At 72.4% G+C, this 20,702-nt stretch carries 21 protein-coding genes and 1 pseudogene; 11 read left to right on the top strand and 11 right to left on the bottom strand.

Features of this window, described 5'->3' with window-relative positions; all coding sequences use genetic code 11:
• Positions 1-133 precede the first annotated feature (133 nt).
• The 4 genes from AB0O29_RS20505 (at position 134) to AB0O29_RS20490 (ending at position 4,044) form a co-directional block, all read left to right on the top strand.
• Positions 134-1,462 (top strand): YhgE/Pip family protein, encoded by a 1,329-nt coding sequence (locus AB0O29_RS20505; protein WP_365153343.1) that lies wholly within the window; start codon positions 134-136, stop codon positions 1,460-1,462.
• A 233-nt stretch (positions 1,463-1,695) separates the two neighbouring features.
• The gene (locus AB0O29_RS20500; protein WP_365153342.1) at positions 1,696-2,523 is read left to right on the top strand and encodes a DUF4389 domain-containing protein; all 828 of its coding nucleotides are present in this window, start codon (positions 1,696-1,698) and stop codon (positions 2,521-2,523) included.
• A 267-nt stretch (positions 2,524-2,790) separates the two neighbouring features.
• Positions 2,791-3,228, top strand: a complete 438-nt coding sequence (locus AB0O29_RS20495; RefSeq protein WP_365153341.1) for a subtilase-type protease inhibitor — start codon at positions 2,791-2,793, stop codon at positions 3,226-3,228.
• Between the two features lie 57 nt (positions 3,229-3,285).
• A complete protein-coding gene (locus tag AB0O29_RS20490; RefSeq protein WP_365153340.1) occupies positions 3,286-4,044 on the top strand; it encodes a class I SAM-dependent methyltransferase in 759 nt (252 codons plus the stop codon).
• Positions 4,045-4,190: 146 nt separating this feature from the next.
• Here AB0O29_RS20490 and AB0O29_RS20485 read toward each other — a convergent pair whose 3' ends face one another.
• The 4 genes from AB0O29_RS20485 to AB0O29_RS20470 all read right to left on the bottom strand — a co-directional run bounded on the left by AB0O29_RS20485 (position 4,191) and on the right by AB0O29_RS20470 (position 6,311).
• Positions 4,191-4,382 (bottom strand): hypothetical protein, encoded by a 192-nt coding sequence (locus tag AB0O29_RS20485; RefSeq protein WP_365153339.1) that lies wholly within the window; start codon positions 4,380-4,382, stop codon positions 4,191-4,193.
• A 115-nt stretch (positions 4,383-4,497) separates the two neighbouring features.
• Positions 4,498-4,947, bottom strand: a complete 450-nt coding sequence (locus AB0O29_RS20480; protein WP_365153338.1) for a GNAT family N-acetyltransferase — start codon at positions 4,945-4,947, stop codon at positions 4,498-4,500.
• Between the two features lie 26 nt (positions 4,948-4,973).
• Positions 4,974-5,906 (bottom strand): M56 family metallopeptidase, encoded by a 933-nt coding sequence (locus tag AB0O29_RS20475; protein ID WP_365153337.1) that lies wholly within the window; start codon positions 5,904-5,906, stop codon positions 4,974-4,976.
• A gap of 15 nt (positions 5,907-5,921) precedes the next feature.
• Positions 5,922-6,311, bottom strand: coding sequence for a BlaI/MecI/CopY family transcriptional regulator (locus tag AB0O29_RS20470; protein ID WP_365153336.1), 390 nt, complete (start codon positions 6,309-6,311; stop codon positions 5,922-5,924).
• Between the two features lie 130 nt (positions 6,312-6,441).
• Here AB0O29_RS20470 and AB0O29_RS20465 point away from each other — a divergent pair, with 130 nt between their 5' ends.
• Positions 6,442-7,278 carry an undecaprenyl-diphosphate phosphatase gene (locus AB0O29_RS20465; RefSeq protein WP_365153335.1) on the top strand — a complete coding sequence of 279 codons (837 nt, stop codon included), beginning with the start codon at positions 6,442-6,444 and terminating at the stop codon, positions 7,276-7,278.
• A gap of 232 nt (positions 7,279-7,510) precedes the next feature.
• Positions 7,511-8,959 carry an amino acid permease gene (locus AB0O29_RS20460; RefSeq protein ID WP_365153334.1) on the top strand — a complete coding sequence of 483 codons (1,449 nt, stop codon included), beginning with the start codon at positions 7,511-7,513 and terminating at the stop codon, positions 8,957-8,959.
• Positions 8,960-9,157: 198 nt separating this feature from the next.
• Here AB0O29_RS20460 and AB0O29_RS20455 read toward each other — a convergent pair whose 3' ends face one another.
• The 4 genes and pseudogenes from AB0O29_RS20455 to AB0O29_RS20440 all read right to left on the bottom strand — a co-directional run.
• Entirely contained in the window at positions 9,158-10,015 is an 858-nt protein-coding gene (locus tag AB0O29_RS20455; RefSeq protein ID WP_365153333.1) for a GNAT family N-acetyltransferase, read from the bottom strand.
• A gap of 101 nt (positions 10,016-10,116) precedes the next feature.
• Positions 10,117-10,353: a chaplin gene (locus AB0O29_RS20450; protein WP_365153332.1), complete on the bottom strand. Its 237-nt coding sequence runs from the start codon at positions 10,351-10,353 to the stop codon at positions 10,117-10,119.
• Between the two features lie 390 nt (positions 10,354-10,743).
• Positions 10,744-11,205 (bottom strand): C40 family peptidase, encoded by a 462-nt coding sequence (locus tag AB0O29_RS20445; protein WP_365153331.1) that lies wholly within the window; start codon positions 11,203-11,205, stop codon positions 10,744-10,746.
• Positions 11,206-11,575: 370 nt separating this feature from the next.
• Positions 11,576-12,556 (bottom strand): annotated as a pseudogene (locus tag AB0O29_RS20440) (glycosyl hydrolase); the annotation flags it as partial.
• Positions 12,557-12,845: 289 nt separating this feature from the next.
• Between AB0O29_RS20440 and AB0O29_RS20435 the strand changes: the two are divergent.
• Both AB0O29_RS20435 and AB0O29_RS20430 read left to right on the top strand, forming a co-directional pair.
• The gene (locus AB0O29_RS20435) at positions 12,846-13,055 is read left to right on the top strand and encodes a hypothetical protein (RefSeq protein WP_365153330.1); all 210 of its coding nucleotides are present in this window, start codon (positions 12,846-12,848) and stop codon (positions 13,053-13,055) included.
• 43 nt (positions 13,056-13,098) lie between these two features.
• The gene (locus AB0O29_RS20430) at positions 13,099-13,491 is read left to right on the top strand and encodes an HIT domain-containing protein (protein ID WP_365153329.1); all 393 of its coding nucleotides are present in this window, start codon (positions 13,099-13,101) and stop codon (positions 13,489-13,491) included.
• Positions 13,492-13,659: 168 nt separating this feature from the next.
• Here AB0O29_RS20430 and surE read toward each other — a convergent pair whose 3' ends face one another.
• Together surE and AB0O29_RS20420 are read right to left on the bottom strand one after the other, a co-directional pair.
• Positions 13,660-14,577, bottom strand: a complete 918-nt coding sequence (surE, locus tag AB0O29_RS20425; RefSeq protein ID WP_365153328.1) for a 5'/3'-nucleotidase SurE — start codon at positions 14,575-14,577, stop codon at positions 13,660-13,662.
• 142 nt (positions 14,578-14,719) lie between these two features.
• Positions 14,720-15,967: an MFS transporter gene (locus tag AB0O29_RS20420; RefSeq protein WP_365153327.1), complete on the bottom strand. Its 1,248-nt coding sequence runs from the start codon at positions 15,965-15,967 to the stop codon at positions 14,720-14,722.
• 315 nt (positions 15,968-16,282) lie between these two features.
• On the opposite strand from AB0O29_RS20420, the gene AB0O29_RS20415 reads away from it, so the two are divergent.
• Both AB0O29_RS20415 and AB0O29_RS20410 read left to right on the top strand, forming a co-directional pair.
• A complete protein-coding gene (locus AB0O29_RS20415) occupies positions 16,283-17,833 on the top strand; it encodes a carboxylesterase family protein (protein ID WP_365153326.1) in 1,551 nt (516 codons plus the stop codon).
• A gap of 314 nt (positions 17,834-18,147) precedes the next feature.
• Positions 18,148-19,155 (top strand): LacI family DNA-binding transcriptional regulator, encoded by a 1,008-nt coding sequence (locus AB0O29_RS20410; RefSeq protein ID WP_365153325.1) that lies wholly within the window; start codon positions 18,148-18,150, stop codon positions 19,153-19,155.
• 202 nt (positions 19,156-19,357) lie between these two features.
• On the opposite strand, the gene AB0O29_RS20405 is transcribed toward AB0O29_RS20410, so the two are convergent.
• Complete coding sequence (locus tag AB0O29_RS20405; protein WP_365153324.1) at positions 19,358-20,332, bottom strand: alpha/beta hydrolase; 975 nt, start codon at positions 20,330-20,332, stop codon at positions 19,358-19,360.
• 230 nt (positions 20,333-20,562) lie between these two features.
• On the opposite strand from AB0O29_RS20405, the gene AB0O29_RS20400 reads away from it, so the two are divergent.
• Positions 20,563-20,702, top strand: a 140-nt coding sequence (locus AB0O29_RS20400) for a hypothetical protein (protein ID WP_365153361.1), incomplete at its 3' end; no start/stop codon positions are given.

Genomic DNA, 20,702 nt, shown 5'->3' with positions numbered 1-20,702 from the left:
ACCGGTGCTTGCGGCGATTGGACACCACAACAAGATACTGCCAGTATCCAGTAGCTGGATACCAGAAGTATCCAGCTGAGGAACGCGGCCCAGGCAGCCGACCGCAGCCGCACCGGAAGATCCCGGAGAACCGATGCCCCACCCCAAGCCCCGCTCCGTGCTCCGCCGACCCCAGCTGTGGATCGGAACGGGGCTCATCGCCGCAGTGGTCTCGATGCTGTTCGCCCTGCTCTACGTGGGCGGCAACGTCAACCCCAGAGGCAACCTGCGCGACCTGCCCGTGGCCCTGGTCAACGCCGACGCCGGCGCCGACGCGGGCGGCCGCCACGTCAAGCTGGGCGACCAGGTCGTCGCCGGCATACGCAAGGCCGCCGAGAACGACAAGAGCATCGACTGGCAGCCGGTCAGCCGCGAGGAGGCCGACAAGCGCCTCGGCAGCGGCAAGGTCTTCGGCGCCCTCGTCATCCCGCAGGACTTCAGCGCCACGGTGACCGCCCTCGGCGCCCCGCAGGCCGCACCGGGCAAGCAGCCCGCCCCGCCGGTGATGAGCGTGCTGACCAACCAGTCCGCCGGCAGCATCGGCTCCTCCATGTCCTCCCAGGCCGCCCAGAAGGCCGCCCACGCAGCCTCCGCCCAGATCGGCCAGGAGCTCCTCAAGCAGGCCGCGGCCCAGAAGGCCCAGCTGCCGCCGGCCGCCCAGCTCAAGCTCGCCGACCCGGTGACCGTCACCGTCGCCGACGGCCACCCCCTCGGCGCCCGCAGCGCCATGGGCCTGAGCGCCTTCTACTACGCCCTCGTCCTCGTCGTCTGCGGCATGCTCGGCGCCAACCTGGTCAACTCCCAGGTCGACACCGCCCTCGGCTACCTGCACACCGACTTCGGCCCCTTCCGCAAGCGCGAGCCCGTCCAGCACACCAGCCGTGTCCGCACCCTGGCCATCGGCATGGCGCTGATGCTCGGCCTCTCCCTGGTGATGGGCTCCCTGGTCGAGGTCGCCACCGTCGGCATCCTCGACATGGACGCCTCCCACCTCGGCCACCTGTGGCTGTACTCGGTCTCCACCATCGCGGTCGTCGGCATCGGCAGCCTCGCCCTGTTCGCCGCCTTCGGCACCCCCGGCATGCTGCTGGCCACCGTCGTCTTCGTCGCGATGGCCGTCCCCTCCTCCGGCGCCACCGTGCCGCTCCAGGCGCTGCCCGGCTTCTTCCGCGGGCTCTCCGAGTTCGAGCCGCTGCGCCAGATCACCGAGGGCCTGCGCTCCCTGCTCTACTACGGCGCCCAGGCCGACGCCGGCCTGGCCCGCGCCTGGGCCTCGATGGGCATCGCCCTCGCCGCCGCGCTGGCCTTCGGCTTCGCCGTCACCGCCTTCTACGACCGCCGGGGCCTGCACCGCATCCCGCGGCCCGAGGTCGAGGCCGGCACCCCGGACGCCCCCGCCGCGGCGGAGCCCGCCACGGCCTGAGCCGCACCCCGCCCGGAGCGCCGGTCCACCGTCGAGGAGACGGGGGCCGGCGTTCCGGCGTTCCCGGCCGTACGGGGCCCTTCAGGGCAACGGGCCGCCCCGTACAGCCGGGATCCTTGGAATGAGGCGTTCCGCGAGGTACCCCTGGCAGGGCGTACGCGCGCAGCCCCAGGCCGCCGGCCCGGCCGGACCGTCAGCGGGGCCCGCGCGCCCACCGACGGCAGGAGCACCCCATGACCACAGGCTGGAACCCCCACCCGCCCCAGGCCGGCCACCCGCAGGCCGAGCACCTGCCCGAGCTCGACGTGCCCCCGCCCGACCGCCAGCGGCGCTGGACGGTCCTGCTGCGCTTCCTGCTGCTCCTGCCCCAGTTCATCGTCACGGCGATCCTCGGCATCGCCGCCTTCTTCGTGACGGTCATCGGCTGGTTCGCCGCCCTGTTCACCGGCCGCCTCCCGGCCGGCATCGCCGACTTCCTCGGCGGCTACCTCGCGTACGAGACCCGGGTGACGGCGAGCGCGATGCTCCTCGTGGACCGCTACCCGCCCTTCTCCTTCGACGGTCAGGGCCACCCCGTCCGCATCGAACTGCGGCCCGGTGAGCTGAACCGGCTGGCGGTGCTGTTCCGGTTCATCCTGCTGATTCCGGCGGCGATCCTCACCAGCATCCTCCAGTACGGCCTCGCCGCCGTCTGCTGGGTGTTCTGGCTGATCACGCTGGTGCTGGGGCGGATGCCCGAGCCCGTGTTCGGCGCCGTCGCCGCGGTGGCGCGGTTCCGGATGCGCTACCAGGCGTACACGATGATGCTGACCTCCGCCTACCCCAAGCGCCTCTTCGGCGACGGACCGCCCGTCGGGCAGCCCCTCGCACCGGCTCCGGGGGCCGTGCCCTCCGCGACCCGCCCCCTGCTCCTGGGCACCGCGGCCAAGGTGCTGGTCGTGCTCCTGATCGTGCTCGGCGTCCTGGGCGCGGGCGCGTCCCAGACCGTCCAGTTCCGCAGCGAGCGCTGGAGCTCCGTCGACGACGGCGGGGCCGGACCCGCATCAATCCGGACAAGGTGAATGGACTCCAGGTGTACACGGGGTGCGGAGTGCCAGGTCAGCGGCGCGGGCAGGAGGCAGGACCCGGCGATCACCCCCTGTTCCCGTCCGGATACGGAGCGATCACACCCCGTCTGAGCTGCCCGAACGACCATTCGTTCTCCGATATTCGAACAGGCTGTCCGTAAATAGGTCATCGATATGCGTGCAGCCTTCACATCAGACAGACTCGGCCGCATCGAAGCGCGACAACGCAAGAAAATGCCGCGCTAAACCTTCGTATCGAAAGTGAGTCTTGTCGTGCGCTACCGCTTCGCTGCTGTCCCCGCCGCCGCCCTCCTGTGCCTGGCCGGCGCCACCGGCATGGCGGAGGCAAAGCCCACCAGCCTGTACGCCCCGTCCGCGATGGTCTTCTCCATCTCCCAGGGCGACGACGCCGCCGGCGCCACCGTCCTGCGCGCCGCCACCCTCAGCTGTATGCCGACCGCCCAGGGCACCCACCCCGACCCCAAGGCCGCCTGTACCGCCCTGAACTCCACCGGCGGCACCTTCGACCGGCTCCTGGCCGCCCCCGACGCGAACCGCGCCTGCCCGATGCACTACGCCCCGGTCACCGTGACGGCGGACGGCGTCTGGCAGGGCGGCCGGGTCTCCTGGAAGCACACCTTCTCCAACACCTGCGACATGTCCGCCACCCTCAACGGGAACGCGGTCTTCGCATTCTGACCCGCCTGCGCAGGGCGCGCCCTGTTCCGCCCGGCCGCTGCGGGCCATAGTCGGAGCATGACCGACGAGACCCCCGCCCAGGAGCGGGCCCTGGCCTTCGGCCGGGCCGCGCGCGCCTACGCCGCCTACCGGCCCGACTACCCCGCCGCCGTCTTCGACGCGCTGGAGGAGCTGGCCGGACTGCGGCTCGCCGGGGCCCGGGCGGCCGACGTCGGCACCGGAACCGGACTGGCCGCACGCGCCCTGCGCGAGCGCGGCGCACGGGTGGTCGGAGTGGAACCCGGCGCCGGCATGGCCGGGCAGTTCCGCCGCGAACTGCCCGACGTGCCCCTGGTCCGCGGCGACGGCAACCGGCTCCCCCTGGCGGACGGCTCGCTGGACCTCGTCGGCTACGCCCAGTCCTGGCACTGGACCGACCCGGCACGCGCCGTCCCCTCGGCGCTGCGCGCACTGCGGCCCGGCGGCGCCCTCGCCCTCTGGTGGAACGACCCGGACGCCTCCGTGCCGTGGGTGGCCGAGCAGGAGCAACGGATCATCGCGCGGTTCGGCGACGGCTGCTACATCTCCGACCGCACCCTCCCGCCCGGACTGCCCTGGTGCACCAGGGAACTGCGCTGGTCGCGCCGCATCCCCGTCGACGCCCACCTGGCGAAGCTGGCCACGCACTCGGCGTTCATCGTCCACGACGGGGACGGCGCCGCCGAGTTCCTGGCGGCCGAACGCGAACACCTCCTGCGGCGCTTCCCCGACGGCGCCCTCGACGAGCCGTACGTCAGCTTCGTCGCGGTCACCGTCCGCCCCGCAGCCAGGGGCTGACCCCCTCACACGGCGGGGCCGCCCCGCCCGGTCCGCGTCCAGACCGAAGGAGCGCGTGGACTCCTTGTCCTTCCGGAACCCCCGGCGGATACGGCAAGGGCCGCCACCCCGAGGGGCGGCGGCCCTTGCCGCGTCATCGGCCGGCGTCAGTTGTTGGAGCCGACCGTGTTGTCGTGGCCCGCGTTGAAGACGTCGTCGGCGGCGAACTGCAGCCAGTGGCCGAAGTTGAGGGTGTACGACGGCTGGGGCTGGAAGTTCACGCTCACGTCGGCGCTGGCGGCCGAGGCCGTGCCGAAGACGATGGCGCCGGCGGCGAGGGCGGTCAGCAGGGAACGCATGGGGAACACCTTTCGGCAGAAGACCGGAACCCGCCCCAAGCTAGGGTTCCCGCCCGCTCGTCCCTCCTCTGCCGCCCGGTGTGTCCCGATCCTCAGCCGTTTGGCCGTGGGCGCCTCAGGTGAGCTCGGGCCCCGCGTCGAGCTCCTTGCCGAAGTGGAAGGCTACGACGCCCATCCGCTCGCGGAAGTAGAAGCGGTGCGCCGACGTGCGCTGGGTGCCCGAGTCGAGGTCCAGCAGACGGCAGCCGGCCTCACGGGCGCGGTCCTCCAGGTAGGCGAGCAGGCCCCGCCCGACGCCGGTGGAGCGGGCGTCCCCCGCGGTGACGAGGTCGTCCACGTACAGCTTGCGCAGGTCGCAGGTGCCGGCGACGATCCGCCAGCCGGCGGCCCCCACGCAGCGGCCGTCGGCGTCGTACGCGGCGCTGAACCGCAGCCCCTGGGGGTGGCCCTCGGCGTACACCTCCTCGAAGAGGGCGGGGGTGAGGTGCGGGCGCAGTTCGCGCAGGACGGGCAGCAGGTCGGCGGCGAGCCGGGGGTCGCCGGGCTCCAGATCGATGATCTTCATTGGCCCACGGTAAGGGTCCGCCCGGCTCAGTGGGCGTGCGCGAGCTCCAGGAAGCGGTGGAGGTCCTCGGCGGCCTCGAGCGCGCACAGGGTGGTGGCCGCCAGCAGGACCCCGGCGGCGGCGAGGAGCAGGGGCCGGCGCTGCGGCGGGGGAGCGAGGAGGGCGGCCACCCGGCGGGGGACCATGCCGGGCCGGGGCCGGCGGCCGAGGAAACCGAGGGCCGCGGCGGGGCTGAACCGCCGGCCGCCGCCGTGCTTGGCGGCGATCGCGGCCCGGGCGACGGTCTCGGCCACGGCCCGCCGGTTGCCGGTGTGCCGGGCCGCGTGCTCGTCGGCCCAGCGCTCGACGGTGTAGGCGACGGCGCGGGCCAGCGGGCGCAACAGCGGGTTGGCGGCGGCGGCCAGCTGGGTGAGGGAGACGAACGCGTAGTGGTGGTGGCGCAGGTGGGCGCGCTCGTGGCTGAGGAGGATCTCGTGCCCGGCCGGGTCGAGGGCGTCGAGCATGCCGTGGGAGATGACGATCCGGCCGGGCAGGCCGGGCATCGCGTACGCGTCGGCGCCCGGGTCGTCGGTGACGACCACCGGGCCGGGACCGGGCAGGCAGGCCGCTTCGAGCGCGGCGGACCACAGGGCGCCGGCCCGCCGCGCGGCCAGCCGGACGGCGGCGAGGACCGCGAGGGCGAGCAGGACGGCGCCCGCGAGCGCGGCGGGCCAGGCCGCGGGGTCCTGCCGGGCGATCACCTCGGGCGAGTAGCCCTTGAGGGTGTCGACGAGCGGGATGCGCACCAGCCCGGCCAGCGCGAGCAGGCCCAGGACCAGGGTGCTGGAGGCGGCGAGCAGCAGACCGGACGCGGTCAGCAGCCAGGTCGCCAGCCGGGGCTCCAGCCGGCGGGCCAGCGGTTCGGCGCTGAGCCCCGCCAGCGCGGGGAAGAGCAGCGGGAGGTAGACGGCCAGGTGCATCGCCGGTGACGCCCCCTATCCCTCGGTGCCCAGCAGGCGGCGCAGCAGGTCCTCGTCGTCGTCGGACAGCTCGTCGACGAAACGGGTCAGGACCGAGGCGCGGTCGCTGCCCCCCTCCATGACCTGGCGCATCTGCCGGGCGGTGAGCCCCGGTTCGTCCGTGACCGGCGCGTAGGCGTAGCTGCGCCCGCGCGGGGTGCGCCCCAGGACCCCGCGCGTGTGCAGCCGGGCCAGGGTGGTGGCGACCGTGGTGTGGGCGGGGGAGGCGGTGAGGCGTTCGGCGACCTCGCCCGGGGTGAGGGCCCCGTCGGCACCGTGCAGCACGCCGATGATCTCGTTCTCCAGGGCCCCGTTCGCCCGGCGTCCGCCGCCTCCTCGGCCTGGCGGCTCCTCGCTCGCGCCCACCGTCGGCCTCCTTCCGTCCTTCGTCCGGGGTCCAGGGTAACTTCTATTCGCGAATAGAAGTTACTCTGTGCACCGCGTGCGTCCGGTCAGGGCGCCCGAGGCCCGTTCGACCGACCGAAAGTGAAGGCACGTGAGCGCGATCAGTGTGGGACAGGCCGTGGTCCTGGGCGTCGTGGAGGGGGTGACCGAGTTCCTGCCGGTCTCCTCCACCGGCCACCTCAAGATCACCGAAGGCCTGATGGGCATCCCCGTCGACGACAAGTCCGTCGTCGCCTTCACCGCCGTGATCCAGGTCGGCGCCATCGCGGCGGTCCTGACCTACTTCTACAAGGACATCGCGCGGATCGTCACCGCCTGGGGGCGGGGGCTGGCCAACCGCGAGGAGCGCTACCACCACGACTACAAGTTCGCCTGGTGGGTCATCTACGCCACCATCCCGATCGTCGTCGTCGGCCTCGCGGCCAAGCCCCTGATCGAGGGCACGCTCGCCTCCCTGTGGGTGGTCGCCGGCTCGCTCATCGTCGGCAGCGGCCTGATGTGGGTGGCCGACCAGATGGGCCGCCACAAGCGCGGCGAGGACGACACCTCCCTCAAGGACGCCATGCTGGTCGGCTCCTCGCAGATCCTCGCCCTGCTCTTCCCCGGCTTCTCCCGCTCCGGCGCCACCATGTCCACCGGCCTCATCCTCGACCTGGAGCGGGTCGCCGCCACCCGCCTGTCCTTCTTCCTCGGCATCCCGGCGCTGACCGGCGCGGGCCTGTACGAGCTCAAGGACGCCCTCGGCGCCGGCGTGGACACCCTCCCGCTGATCGTCGGCACGGTCGTCTCGTTCGGCATCGCCTACGCCTCGATCGCCTGGCTGCTCAAGTTCGTCGCCAAGCACTCCTTCAACGCCTTCGTCGCCTACCGCGTCGTCGTCGGCCTGCTCCTCTTCGGGCTCCTCGGCACGGGCGTCCTGCACGCCTGACCGTTCAGGTTGCCCCTCCGGCCGCCCCGCTGCCGCCCCCGACCGCGTGTGCGGCCGGGGGGCGGCGGCTCACCGCCGTGGGAGAACCGCCCCCGAAGGCCCTCACGTCCACCGCCGCCCGCCCGTGCGCGGAGGGATCCCGGCCGTCCCCCCACCGGAGCGCCTAGTTCCACCGGGACGGGGCTTCCGGGATGATGTGTGCTCGTCATCCTCGGCGGAAGGGACCCGGAGCATGGGCACGGTGTGGTCGGGGCAAGGAGCATTCCGGCGCAAGCCGATCGAGCACATCGAAGAGCCCGAAGGCGCCGCGAGCGAGCGCCTCACCCGCACCCTCGGCCTGTGGCAGCTCACCGCCATCGGCGTCGGCGGCATCATCGGCGCGGGCATCTTCACCCTCGCCGGAACCGTCGCCAACGGAGTCGCCGGACCGGCGGTACTCCTCTCCTTCCTCATCGCCGGCATCGCCAGCGCCGCCGCCGCGTTCTCCTACGCGGAGTTCGCCGGCCTGATCCCCAAGGCCGGCTCCGCCTACACCTACGGGTACGCCGTCCTCGGCGAACTGGCGGGCTGGTTCATCGGCTGGGACCTGCTGCTGGAGTACACGGCCATCGTGGCGGTCGTCGCCATCGGCATCTCCGGATACTTCAACTTCCTCCTGGAGGAGACCGGAGCCTCCCTGCCCACCTGGATGCTGGGAGCACCCGGCACCGGAGACGGCCACCGCTTCGACCTCATCGCCGCCGTCCTGTGCCTGTTCACCGCCTATCTGCTCACCCTCGGCATCAAGAACGCGGCCCGCTTCGAGACGGTCGTCGTCGGCCTGAAGGTACTGGTGGTGCTGCTGGTCATCGTCGTCGGCTTCTTCCACATCAACACCGGCAACTACACCCCCTTCTTCCCCTTCGGCGTGGGCGGAGCCTTCACCGGCGCGGCCACCGTCTTCTTCGCGGTCTTCGGCTACGACGCGATGAGCACGGCCGCGGAGGAGTCCAAGGACGCCCAGCGCCACATGCCCCGGGCGATCATCTACTCCCTCGCCATCGCCATGGTGCTGTACGTCCTCGCCTGCCTGGTCCTGACGGGCATGCAGAAGTACACCGACATCGACCCGGAGAGCGGCTTCTCCAGCGCCTTCAAGGCGGCCGGGCTGCCCGCGATCGCCGACGTCATCGCGGTCGGGGCGATCATCGGCATCCTCACGGTGATGTTCACGTTCATGCTCGGCGTGACCCGCGTGTGGTTCTCCATGAGCCGCGACGGGCTCCTGCCCCGCTGGTTCGCCAAGACGCACCCGACCCGCCACGTCCCCACCCGCGTCACCTGGATCGTCGGCGTGGCCTCGGCGGTCATCGCCGGCTTCGTACCGATCGGCGAGGCGGCGGAACTCACCAACATCGGCATCCTGCTCGCCTTCGCCGTCGTCTGCACCTCGGTCATCGTGCTCCGCTACCGGCGCCCCGACCTGCCGCGCACCTTCCGCACCCCGCTGATGCCCGTCCTCCCGGCCGTCGGAGTCATCGCCTCGATCTGGCTCATCACCTACCTGCGCGTGGAGACCTGGCTCCGCTTCGTGGTCTGGTTCCTCATCGGCCTGGTCATCTACTTCGGCTACTCCTACCGCAACTCCCGGCTGGCCCGGCCCGCCCCGAACACCTCCACGGGCACGGACCGCCCCGAATAGCCACCGCTCCCGCGCGGTCCGCCCCGCCGGTCCGGGCAGCCGGCCGGTCCGGGGCGGTCGCCCGGGCATGGGCGGCAGGCCGGCCCCGGGGAGCAGTCCGGCCTCGCGCCCCCGGGCCCGGCCCGGGCGGTAGGCCCGTCCGGGGCGGCAGGCCGGCCCCGCGCCGCCCCCGGGCCCGGCCCGCCACCCGGCCGCGCCTCAGAGGTCGATCGACCGGAACTCGTCCACGACGGCGAAGCCGGTGCCGTCGTACAGGCCCATCGCCACCTCGTTCCCGCCGAACACGTTGAACATCAACGCCTCGTCGCCGCCCTGCCGGGTGGCCCACGCCCCGACGGCCATCGCGGCCCGCCCGTAGCCCTTGCCCCGGTGCTCCTCGTGCACCTCCAGGGAGAACCCGAAGGTGACCCCCGGCAGGAAACCGTGGTTGACCCAGCCCGTACCGATGACCACGCCGCCGGCCTCCATCGCGTAGAAGGCGTGCCCCGGCGTCAGATACCCCTGCGGGAGGTACTCGGCGAAGTCCCGGTCCGACTTCTCCCTGGCCTCCCGAGGCGTCAACGCCCCGGCCCGGACGATGTCCGCGATGTACGAGGCCTCCTCGCGGGCGTACCACCCCGGGTACTCCTCCTCGCGCAGCCGCCGGACCGTCAGCCCCGGCGGCAGCTCCGGCCGCTCGGCCACGGTACGCATCCGGTTCTGCCCCCGGACGGGATAGTCGGCGAAGGCCCCCGGCCCGCCGGTGAGCCGCACCACCACCCGCCGCGCGCCCCGCTCCGCGCACCACCGCTCCGCCCAGGCCCGCCCCCGCGGCCCCGCCACCGTGAGGTCGTGGATCCGGCCCACGGGCACCCCGTTGTCCTCGGCCACCCCCACGGCTATCCAGCCCGTACCGTCCGTGGCCAGCGTCCAGTCGTCGATCCCCTTCACGGCCCGTTCCAGCAGGGCACGCGCCACGGGCTCCGAACACCCCACCGCCCGGTAGGCGGTCAGCAACCGCTCCTCGAACCCGCTGCGCCACGCGCCCCGTTCGGCGACGATCTCCATCTCGGTCATCCGGCCAGCCTAGCCAGGGACACCGACAACGGCCCCTGCCCCGCCCGTTGACCGGGCGGGGCAGGGGGACCGTCGGTGCGGCCGCGAGGGCCGCGGGCGGATCAGGTGTTGACGCAGGTGTTGCCGACCGCCGGGTTGAGCAGGCCGACCACGTTGACCGTGTTGCCGCACACGTTGATCGGGATGTGGATCGGCACCTGGACGACGTTGCCGGACAGCACGCCCGGGGAGCCGATGGCGGCACCGCTGGCGTTGGCGTCGGCAACGGCGGAACCCGTGGCGCCGAGAATGCCGACGGCGGCCAGCACGGTCGCGGCGAACGCAGTTCGAATACGCATGTCACTCCAAGGTCGATGACGGACGTCGAACCTGGATCACACCGCCTCCGAGGGCCGCGTGCCGGGTATTCACCTGACCACCGGCGTGTCGCGCCGAAGACGCGCGCACCGCACCCCGACGGGTGGCGCCGCCGCCCCGTGATCCATACAAGTATTCGTCGGTCTTTTCATTCACCGCTCCATGGCCCATTCTCTTCGACGGGCGATGCGAAACCGGCCCCGGCAGAAGGGCGCGCGACGGTGCCTCGACCGCCGGACGCCCCTCCGTAAAGGGTTCTCGGTAGGCCGATCAATTCGTTTTCGGTCGCTTTTTGCCCGCGCCTGTGACACCGATTCGGTATTCGGTGTGTGATGTGCGATCGGGATTCTCGGAGGCTCGCTCCGGTGTCGCTAATTGGCCCGGCTATAGCGGGCGGCGCCCGTCCAGATCCGTTCGAGCCTTACCCGGGTGCCGGGTCGGGGAGCGTGCCAGATCTCATCGTGGCCCGCGTAGATGCCGACGTGGCCCATGGTTCCCCCGGTGGGGAAGAAGACCAGGTCTCCTGGTGCGCGTTGGGTGCGCGAGATGTGGTCCGTGCTCTCGTACTGGGCTTCCGCGGTGCGGGGCAGGTCCCGGCCGGCCGCGCGGAACGCGTAGAGGGTGAGGCCCGAACAGTCGAATTCACTGGGCCCGGTGGCGCCGTAGACGTAAGGGGCGCCCTTCTTGGAGGCGGCGACGGCTACGGCCTTTATGCCGTAGAGGGAAGCGGCCTGGGCGGGGGCGGCAGGGGTGAACAGTGCGGCGGTTACGGAGACCGTGACGAACAGGGCCGGAGAGCGATGACTCTCCCAACGTTTTTTTGTTTTAGGCAATCGTGATACCTCCGCATTCAGATACTGCGTTACGGATCCCGACGACCGCCCATTTTGCACGAAACGTTCATGCGTGCGGTGCCGGACACGACATGAAATATCTCGGTTCGGCAAAGCGGCCGGAGATCATATTCCTTCACCTTGTCCGACCATTGCGCCGTCGGATCCGCCCCCTCGCACGGCACGGCGCGGCACGGCACGCGAAAGAGCCGGGCCCCGACAGGGCCCGGCCCGTGCAACCACTCGGGAACGCCGCGGAGTTCAAGGCCGCGCAGGCCCCGTCAAACCCGCCCCGCACCGACGCCGCGCCCTCGCCGAGGACGCGGCGTCACCCGGCGGGGCGCCGGATCGGCCCGCCTCACGAACGGCGCGAGAGGGACTCCCGGAACACACGTGCGGAACGCGGGTTCTCCCCGCACTGCCACACACCGTGCGGGCAGTAGTCGGTGATGCTGTGGTACAGCGGCCTGTTCTCGGCGATCCACGCCAGCATCCGCCGCATGTACTCCGGGTTGTCACCGTTGCGGAACAGCCCCCACTCCGGATACGAGATCCGCTTGTGGTGCGCCTTCGCGAACTCAACGTGCCGGCGCAGCCCGTACGGCTGGTCGACCATCTCGTCGAAGGAGTCCCCGGGAGGCTGGTCGTAGGAGTCCATACCGATGACGTCGACCACGTCGTCCCCGGGATAGCAGCTCGTCCAACCGATCGCGTCCGGACCGCGGTTGGGCGCGAAGTCGAAACGGAACCGCTGCCCCTCCACCGACCGCATGGCACCCACCACACGCCGCCAGTACCGCTTCCAGTTCTCCGGATCCGGCTTGCACCGGTGCGTGTAGTTGAAACCGTTCATCTCCCAGCCCAGCACGATCACGGTGTCCGGCACCCCCAGCCCCACCAGCCGCTGCCCCAGCCGCCGGAAATGCCGGTCGTACTCGCCCCGCGCACCGGAGCGGATCAGCTCCGCGACCCGCTCGTCGGGCACGTCGGCCTCGTTGCCCTCGAACATGGGCACGTTCAGGACGAACAGCCGGTCCCGCCGCTCCTTGCGCCACCGCGCCCAACTGCTCAGGGAATCCGGCGCACCCTCGATGTTCGCCCACGTGTCCCCGGGCAGATAGGTGTGCCCGGCGCGCAGCTCCGTCCCGCCGAGCCAGCGCGAGAGCCCCTGCATCCGGTCGACCCCGGGCGAGCCGTAGTGGAGATAGGCACCCACCGCGACCCCCGGCCCACCCTGACCCCCGGCCGCCCCCCGATGCACCGGAGCCGGTCCGGGGGTCGAGGTGGCGAGCAGGGCCACGGCGGCCACACTCGCACAGGCACCGGCCATCCACCGCCCACTACGGGACATGGTCGTCTCCACAAGCCTCGGGAACCGATGTGCTTGCCAGCGACGCTAGACACCCCGCCCGGCCCCCGCCCGGCCGGGGCCCCGATCCTGAGCCATTAGCGGGAGCCGCCCCGCCACCGCCTGACCCGCCCGGGTGACCCCGGGCCCCCGGGCCCGTACGCCACACCCGCACCCTCCGTACCGTCCGCACCACCCCCGGCACCGCCCCGCAGCGGACGGCGACGCGTCCCTTCGGGTGAGCCGTCACCGCCACCGGAACCGTCCGGGCCCGGGCCCCCTCCCCTTCGGCATGAGCGCGAACGTCATCACCATCGAGATCCGGGGCCTGGAGCCCGCCGCCCTCAAGGCGGCGGCACAGATCGCCGCCCTCTTCCCCTCGACCGGCCCCGCCCTGCCCCACCCGGCCCGCGGCGAGGGACAGAGCGAGGTGCTCGTCAGGATCCACGCGGACGTGGGCCGCCCCCCGGGCGACGGCGACTATACGGACACCTGCGCCTGACCGGACCCACCCGCCGGGTCACACCGATGAAGGGACGACACCCATGACACCCACGACGACCGACGCGCACATCAGCGACTTCTACTGCAATCAGGCCCTCAGCGGCAGGGTCCCCGTCCAGCGCGTGATGGAGACGGACCGGGTGCTCGCCTTCCACCACACCAACCCCGCGCACCCCGTGCACATCGTGGTCGTCCCGAAGACGCACGTCCCCTCCCTGACCGACCTCGGCCCGGCGGACGAGGGCCTGCTGGCCGAGGTCGTCGCCGTGGTCCGCGCGGTCGCCGCCCGCGTCGAACGCGAACACGGCTCCTGCTCGGTCACCACGAACCTGGGCCTGTACCAGGAGTCCAAACACATGCACTGGCACATCACCTTCCGGGGCGAGAGCCCGGAACAGATCCGAGGGGCGTACGGCCACCACGACGACATGTGACGCGAAATCATCCGGGCCCACCCGGGCCCACCCGGCCCCGCCCCACCCCGGGCCGGCCCGTGATGCGGGTGAACCGCACCGGACGGCCGGGGGAGGGGCGTGGGCGTGCGCGGACGGCTCAGCCGTTCCCCCGCCCGCCCTCCGGGCGGCGGGGGCGGGACCGGCGGGTCACGGGCGCAGGCCGCTCACGAGCGCCGCGGTCGCGGCCAGGGACACGGTCCCGGCGTTCCAGTCGGGGCTGATGGGGGAGACGGCGATCCGGTCGGCGCTCACCGCCTCCACGTCACCGCCCTTCCGGGCGACGGCCGGGACCAGGGCCACGTTCACCTTCCACGTCCCGTCACCCGCGTCCGTGTAGCCCACCCCCAGGCCCAGCTGCGGATCCTGCGTCGTCACGGACACCCCGCGTGCCGTCCCCGTACCGTCCGCACCGACCAGCGGGTGGTTGACGTTCAGGCCCAGGCCCTCGGGCAGCAGACGGCCGTTCTTCGCCCGCGCCCGGAGCCGGTCGATCAGCTTGACGGTGAAATCGCCCGTGGGCCGCATGGCGTTGAGGATCTGCTGCGGAACCGGGTCGGCCAGCTCGCCCGCGCTCACCGCGATCGCGGGAACCCCCTGCTCCAGGGCGGTGATCGCACCGGCCACCGTCCCCGAATGCGTCGCCAGAGAAGCCGTGTTGGGCCCGAAGTTCGTACCGGAGACCACCAGGTCGGGCGCCCGGTCTCGGAACACGGTGGCCAGACCGAAGGACACCGAGTCGCCGGGAGTGCCGCCCACGGCCCACACCCGGGGCTCGGGGTGGTTCACCCGGAGGGCGCCGCCGCCGGTCAGCTTCGTCCCGACACCGCTCTGGTTGGTGAGCGGGGCGACGATCGTGACCTCGTGGCCCGCCGCCGTCAGCCGGTCGAACAGCAGGCGGATGCCGGGGGCGTCGTAACCGTCGTCGTTGGTCAGCAGGATGCGCAGCGGCCCGGACGGGCCGGCGGACGGCCCGGTGTGCGTCGCGGCGCTCGCCGGCGCCGTTCCGGTCAGCGCCGGGGTGCACAGCAGCAGGGCGGCCAGGGGGAGAAGTCTCTTACGGCTCACGGGTGTTCCTTCGATGAGGGAGAGGGAGGGCGAACGGAAGGCCGGGGGGCGATGGGAGGCGGTGGACCGGCGGGCGCGTGCCCCCCGGCGCGCGCCCGCCGGAACTGCGCGGCAGGTCCGTGTGCGGCCGTACTGCGGCCGGTCAACGCACCTTGCGGATGGGGACGATGGCCAGCGCACCCAGCAGGGACAGCGCGCCGCCGATCAGGAACAGCGGACCGTAGCCGCCCAGCGCGGTCACGATGGCCGAGGCGACGAACGGGGCGATGATCTGCGGCCCGGCGTTGGCGATGTTCAGCACGCCCATGTCACGGGCCGCGTCCCGCGCCCGCGGCAGCACCAGCGTGACCACCGCCGTGTCCACGGCCATGAAGCAGCCGAACGCCAGCCCGTTGAGCACGCTGAACACCAGCATCCCCGTCCAGGTCGGGCTGATCACCGGAATCACCGTCACGACCCCGGCGAGGGCCGCGGACACGCCGACGAACACCTTCCGCCGGTTCCAGCGGTCGGACAGCACCCCGCCGAGGACCGTGGACAGCGCCATCGCCCCCATGGACAGCGGGGTCAGCACCGCGATCGCGTCGGCCGGCTCCAGCCCGTCGGGCAGGGCGATGTGGTCGTCGAGGATGTACAGCTGGTAGCCGACGACGGAGAAGTATCCGAGCACCATCAGCGCCCGCCCGATGAACGCCCACCGGAAGTCGTGGTCCGCGAGGGCGGACAGGAAGACGGCGGCCTTCTCCCGTGTGGAGACCGACGGCGCCGGCTCGCGCCGCGACGGAACGTCACGGCAGAAGGCGGCGAGCAGCAGAGCCGCCCCGGCCGCCAGCGCGCCGAGCACCAGATAGCCAGTCGTCAGCCGGCCCGCGGTCTGCGAGGCGATCATCACGCCGACGGTGCCGCCGACCGGCAGCGCCAGCCCCACCACGGCCGACGCCGTGCCACGGCGGGCGAGGGGGATGCGGTCGGGCACGATCGCGGTGACGGCGGCCTGGTAGACGTTCATCGTCGCCTGCACCAGGCACCAGCCGATGCCCGCCCACAGCGCGGTCCGGGCACCGCCGAGGAAGGCCATACCGGCGAGCGAGGCGAGGGCACCGCCTAGGATCCACGGGTTCCGGCGTCCGCTCCGGTCGGACAGCGCACCGGCGATGGGGTTGAACACCGTCCCGAAGACCGCACTGGCACCGCCCACGGCGCCGAGGACGGCCACCTTGTTCGCCGGATCCATGTCCGCGATCTGCGTCGGCAGCAACACGGAGCCGACGCCCATGTAGAGGGCGAACATCGAGGAGTTCGCGAGCAGGAGCAGCAGCAGAAGGCCGCGCCGGGGTGGCGCGGGGGCTGCCGGGGGCGCGTCCGGTCTGAGCAGTTCATCAGCTGTCACGGTGACCACCGGGGGATACGGGCGCACGGAGCGCGCGGCGGGGGAGGGGAGGGAGAGGGGCGACGGGCGCCGGGAGGGCACGCGTGGGTGCGCGGCGGCGGTCGCATGGGTGGGGACGGCTGCGCCGAGGCCGTGGGTTACACGTGTTATCTCGGGCTTGGTGCATTGTGTAGCAGCCTCAAGCCCCGCTTGGATAGCCCTCTACAGCATTTGCATGCCGACCGTGACCATGCGCGGGTGACTATGGTGTTACACGTGTTGCTACCAAGGTCGTACCGTCCTTACCGGGCGGACTGCCGGACGAGGAGGACGCGCATGACCGCCGTACGAGGACAGGGCTCACCCGTCGTGCAGCTGGCGACGGGACGGCTCCGCGGGCGCCAAGAGGAGGGAATCGCGGTCTTCAGGGGCGTGCCCTACGCCGCACCTCCGGTGGCGGAACTGCGCTGGCGCGCCGCGCGGCCGCACCCCGGCTGGAACGGCACGCGGGACGCGACGTCCTACGGACCCAGCGCCCCGCAGATGTTCACCGAGGGCGGCGACCCCGTCCTGGGCGGCCACGGCTCCCCGCCGTTCGACGACGACTGCCTGACCCTGAACGTGTGGACGCCGGCTCCCGACGAGGCCCGCCGGCCCGTGCTGGTCTGGATCCACGGCGGCGGATTCGTCTCAGGATCGGGATCGCTGCCCGTCTACTCGGGTGAGACCTTCGCCCGCGACGGCGACCTGGTGGTCGTCACCCTCAACTACCGCCTCGGACCACTCGGCTACCTGTCCTTCGACGATGAAGAGGGGACGCCGGACCAGCCGTCCAACCTCTGGCTCACCGACCAGCTCGCCGCCCTGCGCTGGGTGCACGAGAACATCGACCGCTTCGGCGGCGACCCCGCCAACGTCACCGTCGCCGGTCAGTCGGGCGGCGCCGTCTCGACCGCCGCCCTGGCCGGACACCCCGAAGCGCGGCAGCTGCTGCGGCGCGTCATCCTGCAGAGCCCGCCCTTCGGGCTGTACGCCCCCACCCGGGCCGAGTACCGCGAGCGCGTGGACGCGTACCTGAGGTGTGCCGGCGTGGCGGACGTCGGGGAGCTGCGACGCCTCCCGTGGGAGCGGCTGGTCGGTGCCGCCGGCGGGCTCTTCGCCCACACGGCCCGCTGGGGCCATTGGCCCACCCCCTTCCTCCCCGTACGGGACGGCGTCACGCTCGACCGGCACCCCGCGCAGACCCTCCTCGAGGACGCCGCCGCGGACATTGACGTACTCATCGGCTGGACCCGCGAGGAGGCCAACTTCGCCTTCGCTCTGGACCCCGCCTACGCGGCGGCCACTCGAGAGCAGGTGCTCGGCCGGATCGCGCTCGGCTTCGGGGAAGCGGCCGCACCCGACGTCTACGCCGCATACACGTGTAGCCGCCCCGGCGCCGGTCCCGCCGAGGTCCTGATGGACCTGATCACGGACGAACTGTTCCGGGTGCCCTCCCTGCGGCTTGCCGAGGCCAGGGCTGAGCTGGGGCGGCCGGTCTGGGCGTACCAGTTCGACTTCCCGGCGCCCGCCTACGGCGGCCGTCTCGGCGCGGCGCACTGCCTCGAACTGCCCTTCGTCTTCGACAACTTCGAGCGCTGGGGCCACGCTCCGCTCGTCGCAGGCATCGAACCGACCGTGGGGGCCGGACTGGCGCGGAGCATGCACCAGGCGTGGATCGCCTTCGCCCGTACGGGCGACCCGAACCACACGGACCTGCCGCGATGGGACCGCTACCGGACGGGCGCACGCACCACCATGCGCTTCGACTCCGTCACCCTCCCGGTGGACGACCTGGCCGGTCACGCACGCCGCCTGCACGGTCGGCGGCTGCCCGCGCGCGAATAACGGGAGCGTTATCGAAAAGTCTCCGCGCGCATCCCCGATGGGGGCGTTACACGTGTAATCTTTGGTTGGCTGCGCACGAGGGGTGCGGTCATCCGGCCCCGGGCACCTGACAGCCCGGGGCCGGCCCATGCACTCCGTCGCCACGTGGTCCGTCGCATCCACCCGCCCACGTCTTGCGACCCGGTCCACGGCGGTGGTCTGAGCCGGGCCCGCACTCGCCTCCAGCCTCCAGTAACGCGTGTAACCTGGGAGGGAACTGTCGGTCGGCTTCCGGGCCGGTCGGGGAACGCGGCGAGAGCGGGGCAAGGAACGTCATGGGCAAGGAGCCGACGGCGCCGGCCGTCGTCACGAGCGCGGACGTGGCGCGCCTGGCCGGGGTGTCGCGGGCGACCGTGTCCTTCGTCCTCAACAACACCCAGGCCCACCGGGTCAGCGACACCACGCGCGCCCGGGTGCTGGAGGCTGCCCAGCAGCTCGGTTACGTGCCGCACGCCGCCGCCAGGTCGCTGCGGGCCGGCCGGAGCAACCTCGTGCTCATGCCGGCGTCCGTGTCGGCGGCCGGACGGCTGGTCGCGGCCTGGGTGGACGACCTGGAGAGCGAACTTGAGCGCCACGGCTACGTGCTGGTGCTGCACGCCGGACGGTTCCCCGACCCGGTGAGCGCCGCCCGGGCCTGGGCCGAACTCCGGCCGGCGGCCGTCGTGGCCCTGGACGGCGACAGCCTTTCCGGCCAGGCCGTGGACGTGCTGAGCCGGGCCGGAGTGCGTGGAGTGCTGGCGTTCGGCTCCCGCGAGGTGCAGGGCGCCCACACCATCGACCTCGACCAGGAGCGCATCGGCGCGATGGCCGCCATGCACCTGCTCTCCCGGGGGTGCCGCAGCCTCGGCGTGATCATGCCGAGGGAACGCGGTCTGGCCACCTTCGCCCGGCCGCGACTGGCCGGAGCCGAGGGCGTCGCCGCCCGCAGCACGGCCACCGTCAGTGCGCTGGAGCTGTCCTTCACCCATGAATCCGCCGCTGAACTCGCGGGCAATTGGCGTGAGGTGGGCCTGGACGGGGTGTTCGCCTACAACGACGAGTACGCCGCGCTGCTGATGCACGCCCTGCGCGCCGCCGGTGTCGCCGTCCCGGAGGACGTCGCCATCGTGGGGTGCGACGACCTCGTGCTGTCCGCGCTGCAGGAGCCCCCGCTCACCTCCGTACGGCTGGACCTCCCCACGCCCGCGCAGGTGGCCGACGCCCTCCACGACCTGGTGGAGCGCGGTGTGCCGCCGCAGGTCCCTGGAGTGGAGCCCGTCCTGGTACACCGCCGCTCCTCCTGAGTAGCCGGTTCGGTCGGCCCCGGAGGGCTCGACTGTCCGGCTACACGTGTTACCTCCGGAGGGCTTGGTCATGAGTCGCGGCGGCTCCGGGGCCGGGGATGTCAGCCGTGGAGGTGGCTCCTGCGGGTGCGCCTCGCGCGGGGCGCCGTGGTGACGGTGCCCCGCACGAGGCCGGTGCGGGCCGTGTGGTCGTCGCCTGGGTTCAGGCGCCCAGGTGGTGGGCGAGGAAGGCGACGCTCTCGGTGACCATCGGTGTCACGTCGGGGGCGCCGAGGAAGATGTGGTCTGCACCTTCCACCGGCCTCAGGGTGACCTCCCCGCCGGCCTCCTGGAGGGCCGCCGCGAAGTCCTCGCTCTGGCTGTACGGGAGCAGTTGGTCCGCCGTCCCGTGGACCAGGAGGAACGGGGGCGGGGTGGCACCGCCCACGTAGGTGACCGGGCTGGCGGTGCGGGCGAGGTCCGGCCACTGGTCCGGGGTGCCGCCCAGCAGGGAGGCATACGGGTCGGGGAAGGCGGCGCCGTCCGGTGCGGGCGGCATCGGCACCGGGTGGGCGAGCAGTGCGCCGAGGTCCGTGGCCGGGTACCAGCTGACGACGGCCCGCACGTCGCTGTCCTGGTCCCGGACGCCGACACCGCCTTCCAGCGCGGCGGCCTCGTCGCCCGCGTCCGGGCGTACGAGTCCGGCGAGCGCGGCCAGGTGGCCGCCCGCGGACTCTCCCATGACGCCGATTCGGTCCGGGTCGATGCCGAGCTCGGCGGCGAACCGGCGGACGTAGCGGACGGCGGCCTTCACGTCGTGGAGCTGGGCCGGGAACGGCGCTTCCAGGCTGTGGCGGTAGTCGATGCTGACCAGCGCGAGCCCGGCCTCGCGGAACGTGCCGTGCAGCAGCTCGGCCGGCACGGTCGGCGGCGGGTAGCGCCGGTCGCCCTCGATCCAGCCGCCGCCGTGGATCCAGACGACGGCGGGGACCGGGTCTTCGGCCGCAGGTACCCGGACGTCGAGCAGGCAAGGCCGGTAGCCGAGGGTGACCGCGTACGTCAGTCCGTCGAAGTGGCGGGTGCCGTCCTGGTCGACACGCGGCGTGAGCGGGGCGCGGAAGGACGGCGGCGGCCAGGCTCCGAGGTCGAGGTCGACGGCCGGCTGTCCGGTGGGGGCTCCGGGAGGCGCTTGCGTCATTTCCCCTTCTTTCTGTGCGTGTACGGGCGTCCGTACGGATGTTGCGGGGTGGGCCGGGCGGTCTCCCGAGACATCGGGCGTTTCGGGTGAATGTCCGAAATGCCTTGTGTTCATGGAGGGTCCCGGATAACGTCGTTACACGTGTAACACATTCGGTGGGTCGGAGTAAACGCCTCAGGCGCCTCCGGTCCGGTTGGGGTGGTCGCTGACGTTACACGAGAAACCATCGCCTGGATCACCCCGCACCCTGGGAGCCCCCATGCCCAGCCCCACATCGACCGCCCCCCTCACCCCGCTGCCCCGCCCGCGCCCCAGGGCTCGGCTCGCTGAAGTCCAACATCGGGCACACCCAGGCGGCCGCGGGCGTCGG

Origin of the sequence: Streptomyces sp. NPDC089915, assembly GCF_040684675.1 — a bacterium.
Classification (GTDB): domain Bacteria; phylum Actinomycetota; class Actinomycetes; order Streptomycetales; family Streptomycetaceae; genus Streptomyces.
The sequence above is the reverse complement of the archived record's forward strand: the minus strand, read 5'-3'. Positions and strand labels throughout refer to the sequence as shown.

What these genes read in the sequence shown, in the direction of transcription:
- AB0O29_RS20410 (WP_365153325.1), top strand. Translation starts at nt 18,148, where the DNA reads ATGGGCAAGGAGCCGACGGCGCCGGCCGTCGTCACGAGCGCGGACGTG.
- AB0O29_RS20505 (WP_365153343.1), top strand. Translation starts at nt 134, where the DNA reads ATGCCCCACCCCAAGCCCCGCTCCGTGCTCCGCCGACCCCAGCTGTGG.
- AB0O29_RS20500 (WP_365153342.1), top strand. Translation starts at nt 1,696, where the DNA reads ATGACCACAGGCTGGAACCCCCACCCGCCCCAGGCCGGCCACCCGCAG.
- AB0O29_RS20455 (WP_365153333.1), bottom strand. Translation starts at nt 10,015, where the DNA reads ATGACCGAGATGGAGATCGTCGCCGAACGGGGCGCGTGGCGCAGCGGG.
- AB0O29_RS20490 (WP_365153340.1), top strand. Translation starts at nt 3,286, where the DNA reads ATGACCGACGAGACCCCCGCCCAGGAGCGGGCCCTGGCCTTCGGCCGG.
- AB0O29_RS20460 (WP_365153334.1), top strand. Translation starts at nt 7,511, where the DNA reads ATGGGCACGGTGTGGTCGGGGCAAGGAGCATTCCGGCGCAAGCCGATC.
- AB0O29_RS20485 (WP_365153339.1), bottom strand. Translation starts at nt 4,382, where the DNA reads ATGCGTTCCCTGCTGACCGCCCTCGCCGCCGGCGCCATCGTCTTCGGC.
- AB0O29_RS20480 (WP_365153338.1), bottom strand. Translation starts at nt 4,947, where the DNA reads ATGAAGATCATCGATCTGGAGCCCGGCGACCCCCGGCTCGCCGCCGAC.
- AB0O29_RS20475 (WP_365153337.1), bottom strand. Translation starts at nt 5,906, where the DNA reads ATGCACCTGGCCGTCTACCTCCCGCTGCTCTTCCCCGCGCTGGCGGGG.
- AB0O29_RS20450 (WP_365153332.1), bottom strand. Translation starts at nt 10,353, where the DNA reads ATGCGTATTCGAACTGCGTTCGCCGCGACCGTGCTGGCCGCCGTCGGC.
- AB0O29_RS20435 (WP_365153330.1), top strand. Translation starts at nt 12,846, where the DNA reads ATGAGCGCGAACGTCATCACCATCGAGATCCGGGGCCTGGAGCCCGCC.
- AB0O29_RS20415 (WP_365153326.1), top strand. Translation starts at nt 16,283, where the DNA reads ATGACCGCCGTACGAGGACAGGGCTCACCCGTCGTGCAGCTGGCGACG.
- AB0O29_RS20430 (WP_365153329.1), top strand. Translation starts at nt 13,099, where the DNA reads ATGACACCCACGACGACCGACGCGCACATCAGCGACTTCTACTGCAAT.
- AB0O29_RS20405 (WP_365153324.1), bottom strand. Translation starts at nt 20,332, where the DNA reads ATGACGCAAGCGCCTCCCGGAGCCCCCACCGGACAGCCGGCCGTCGAC.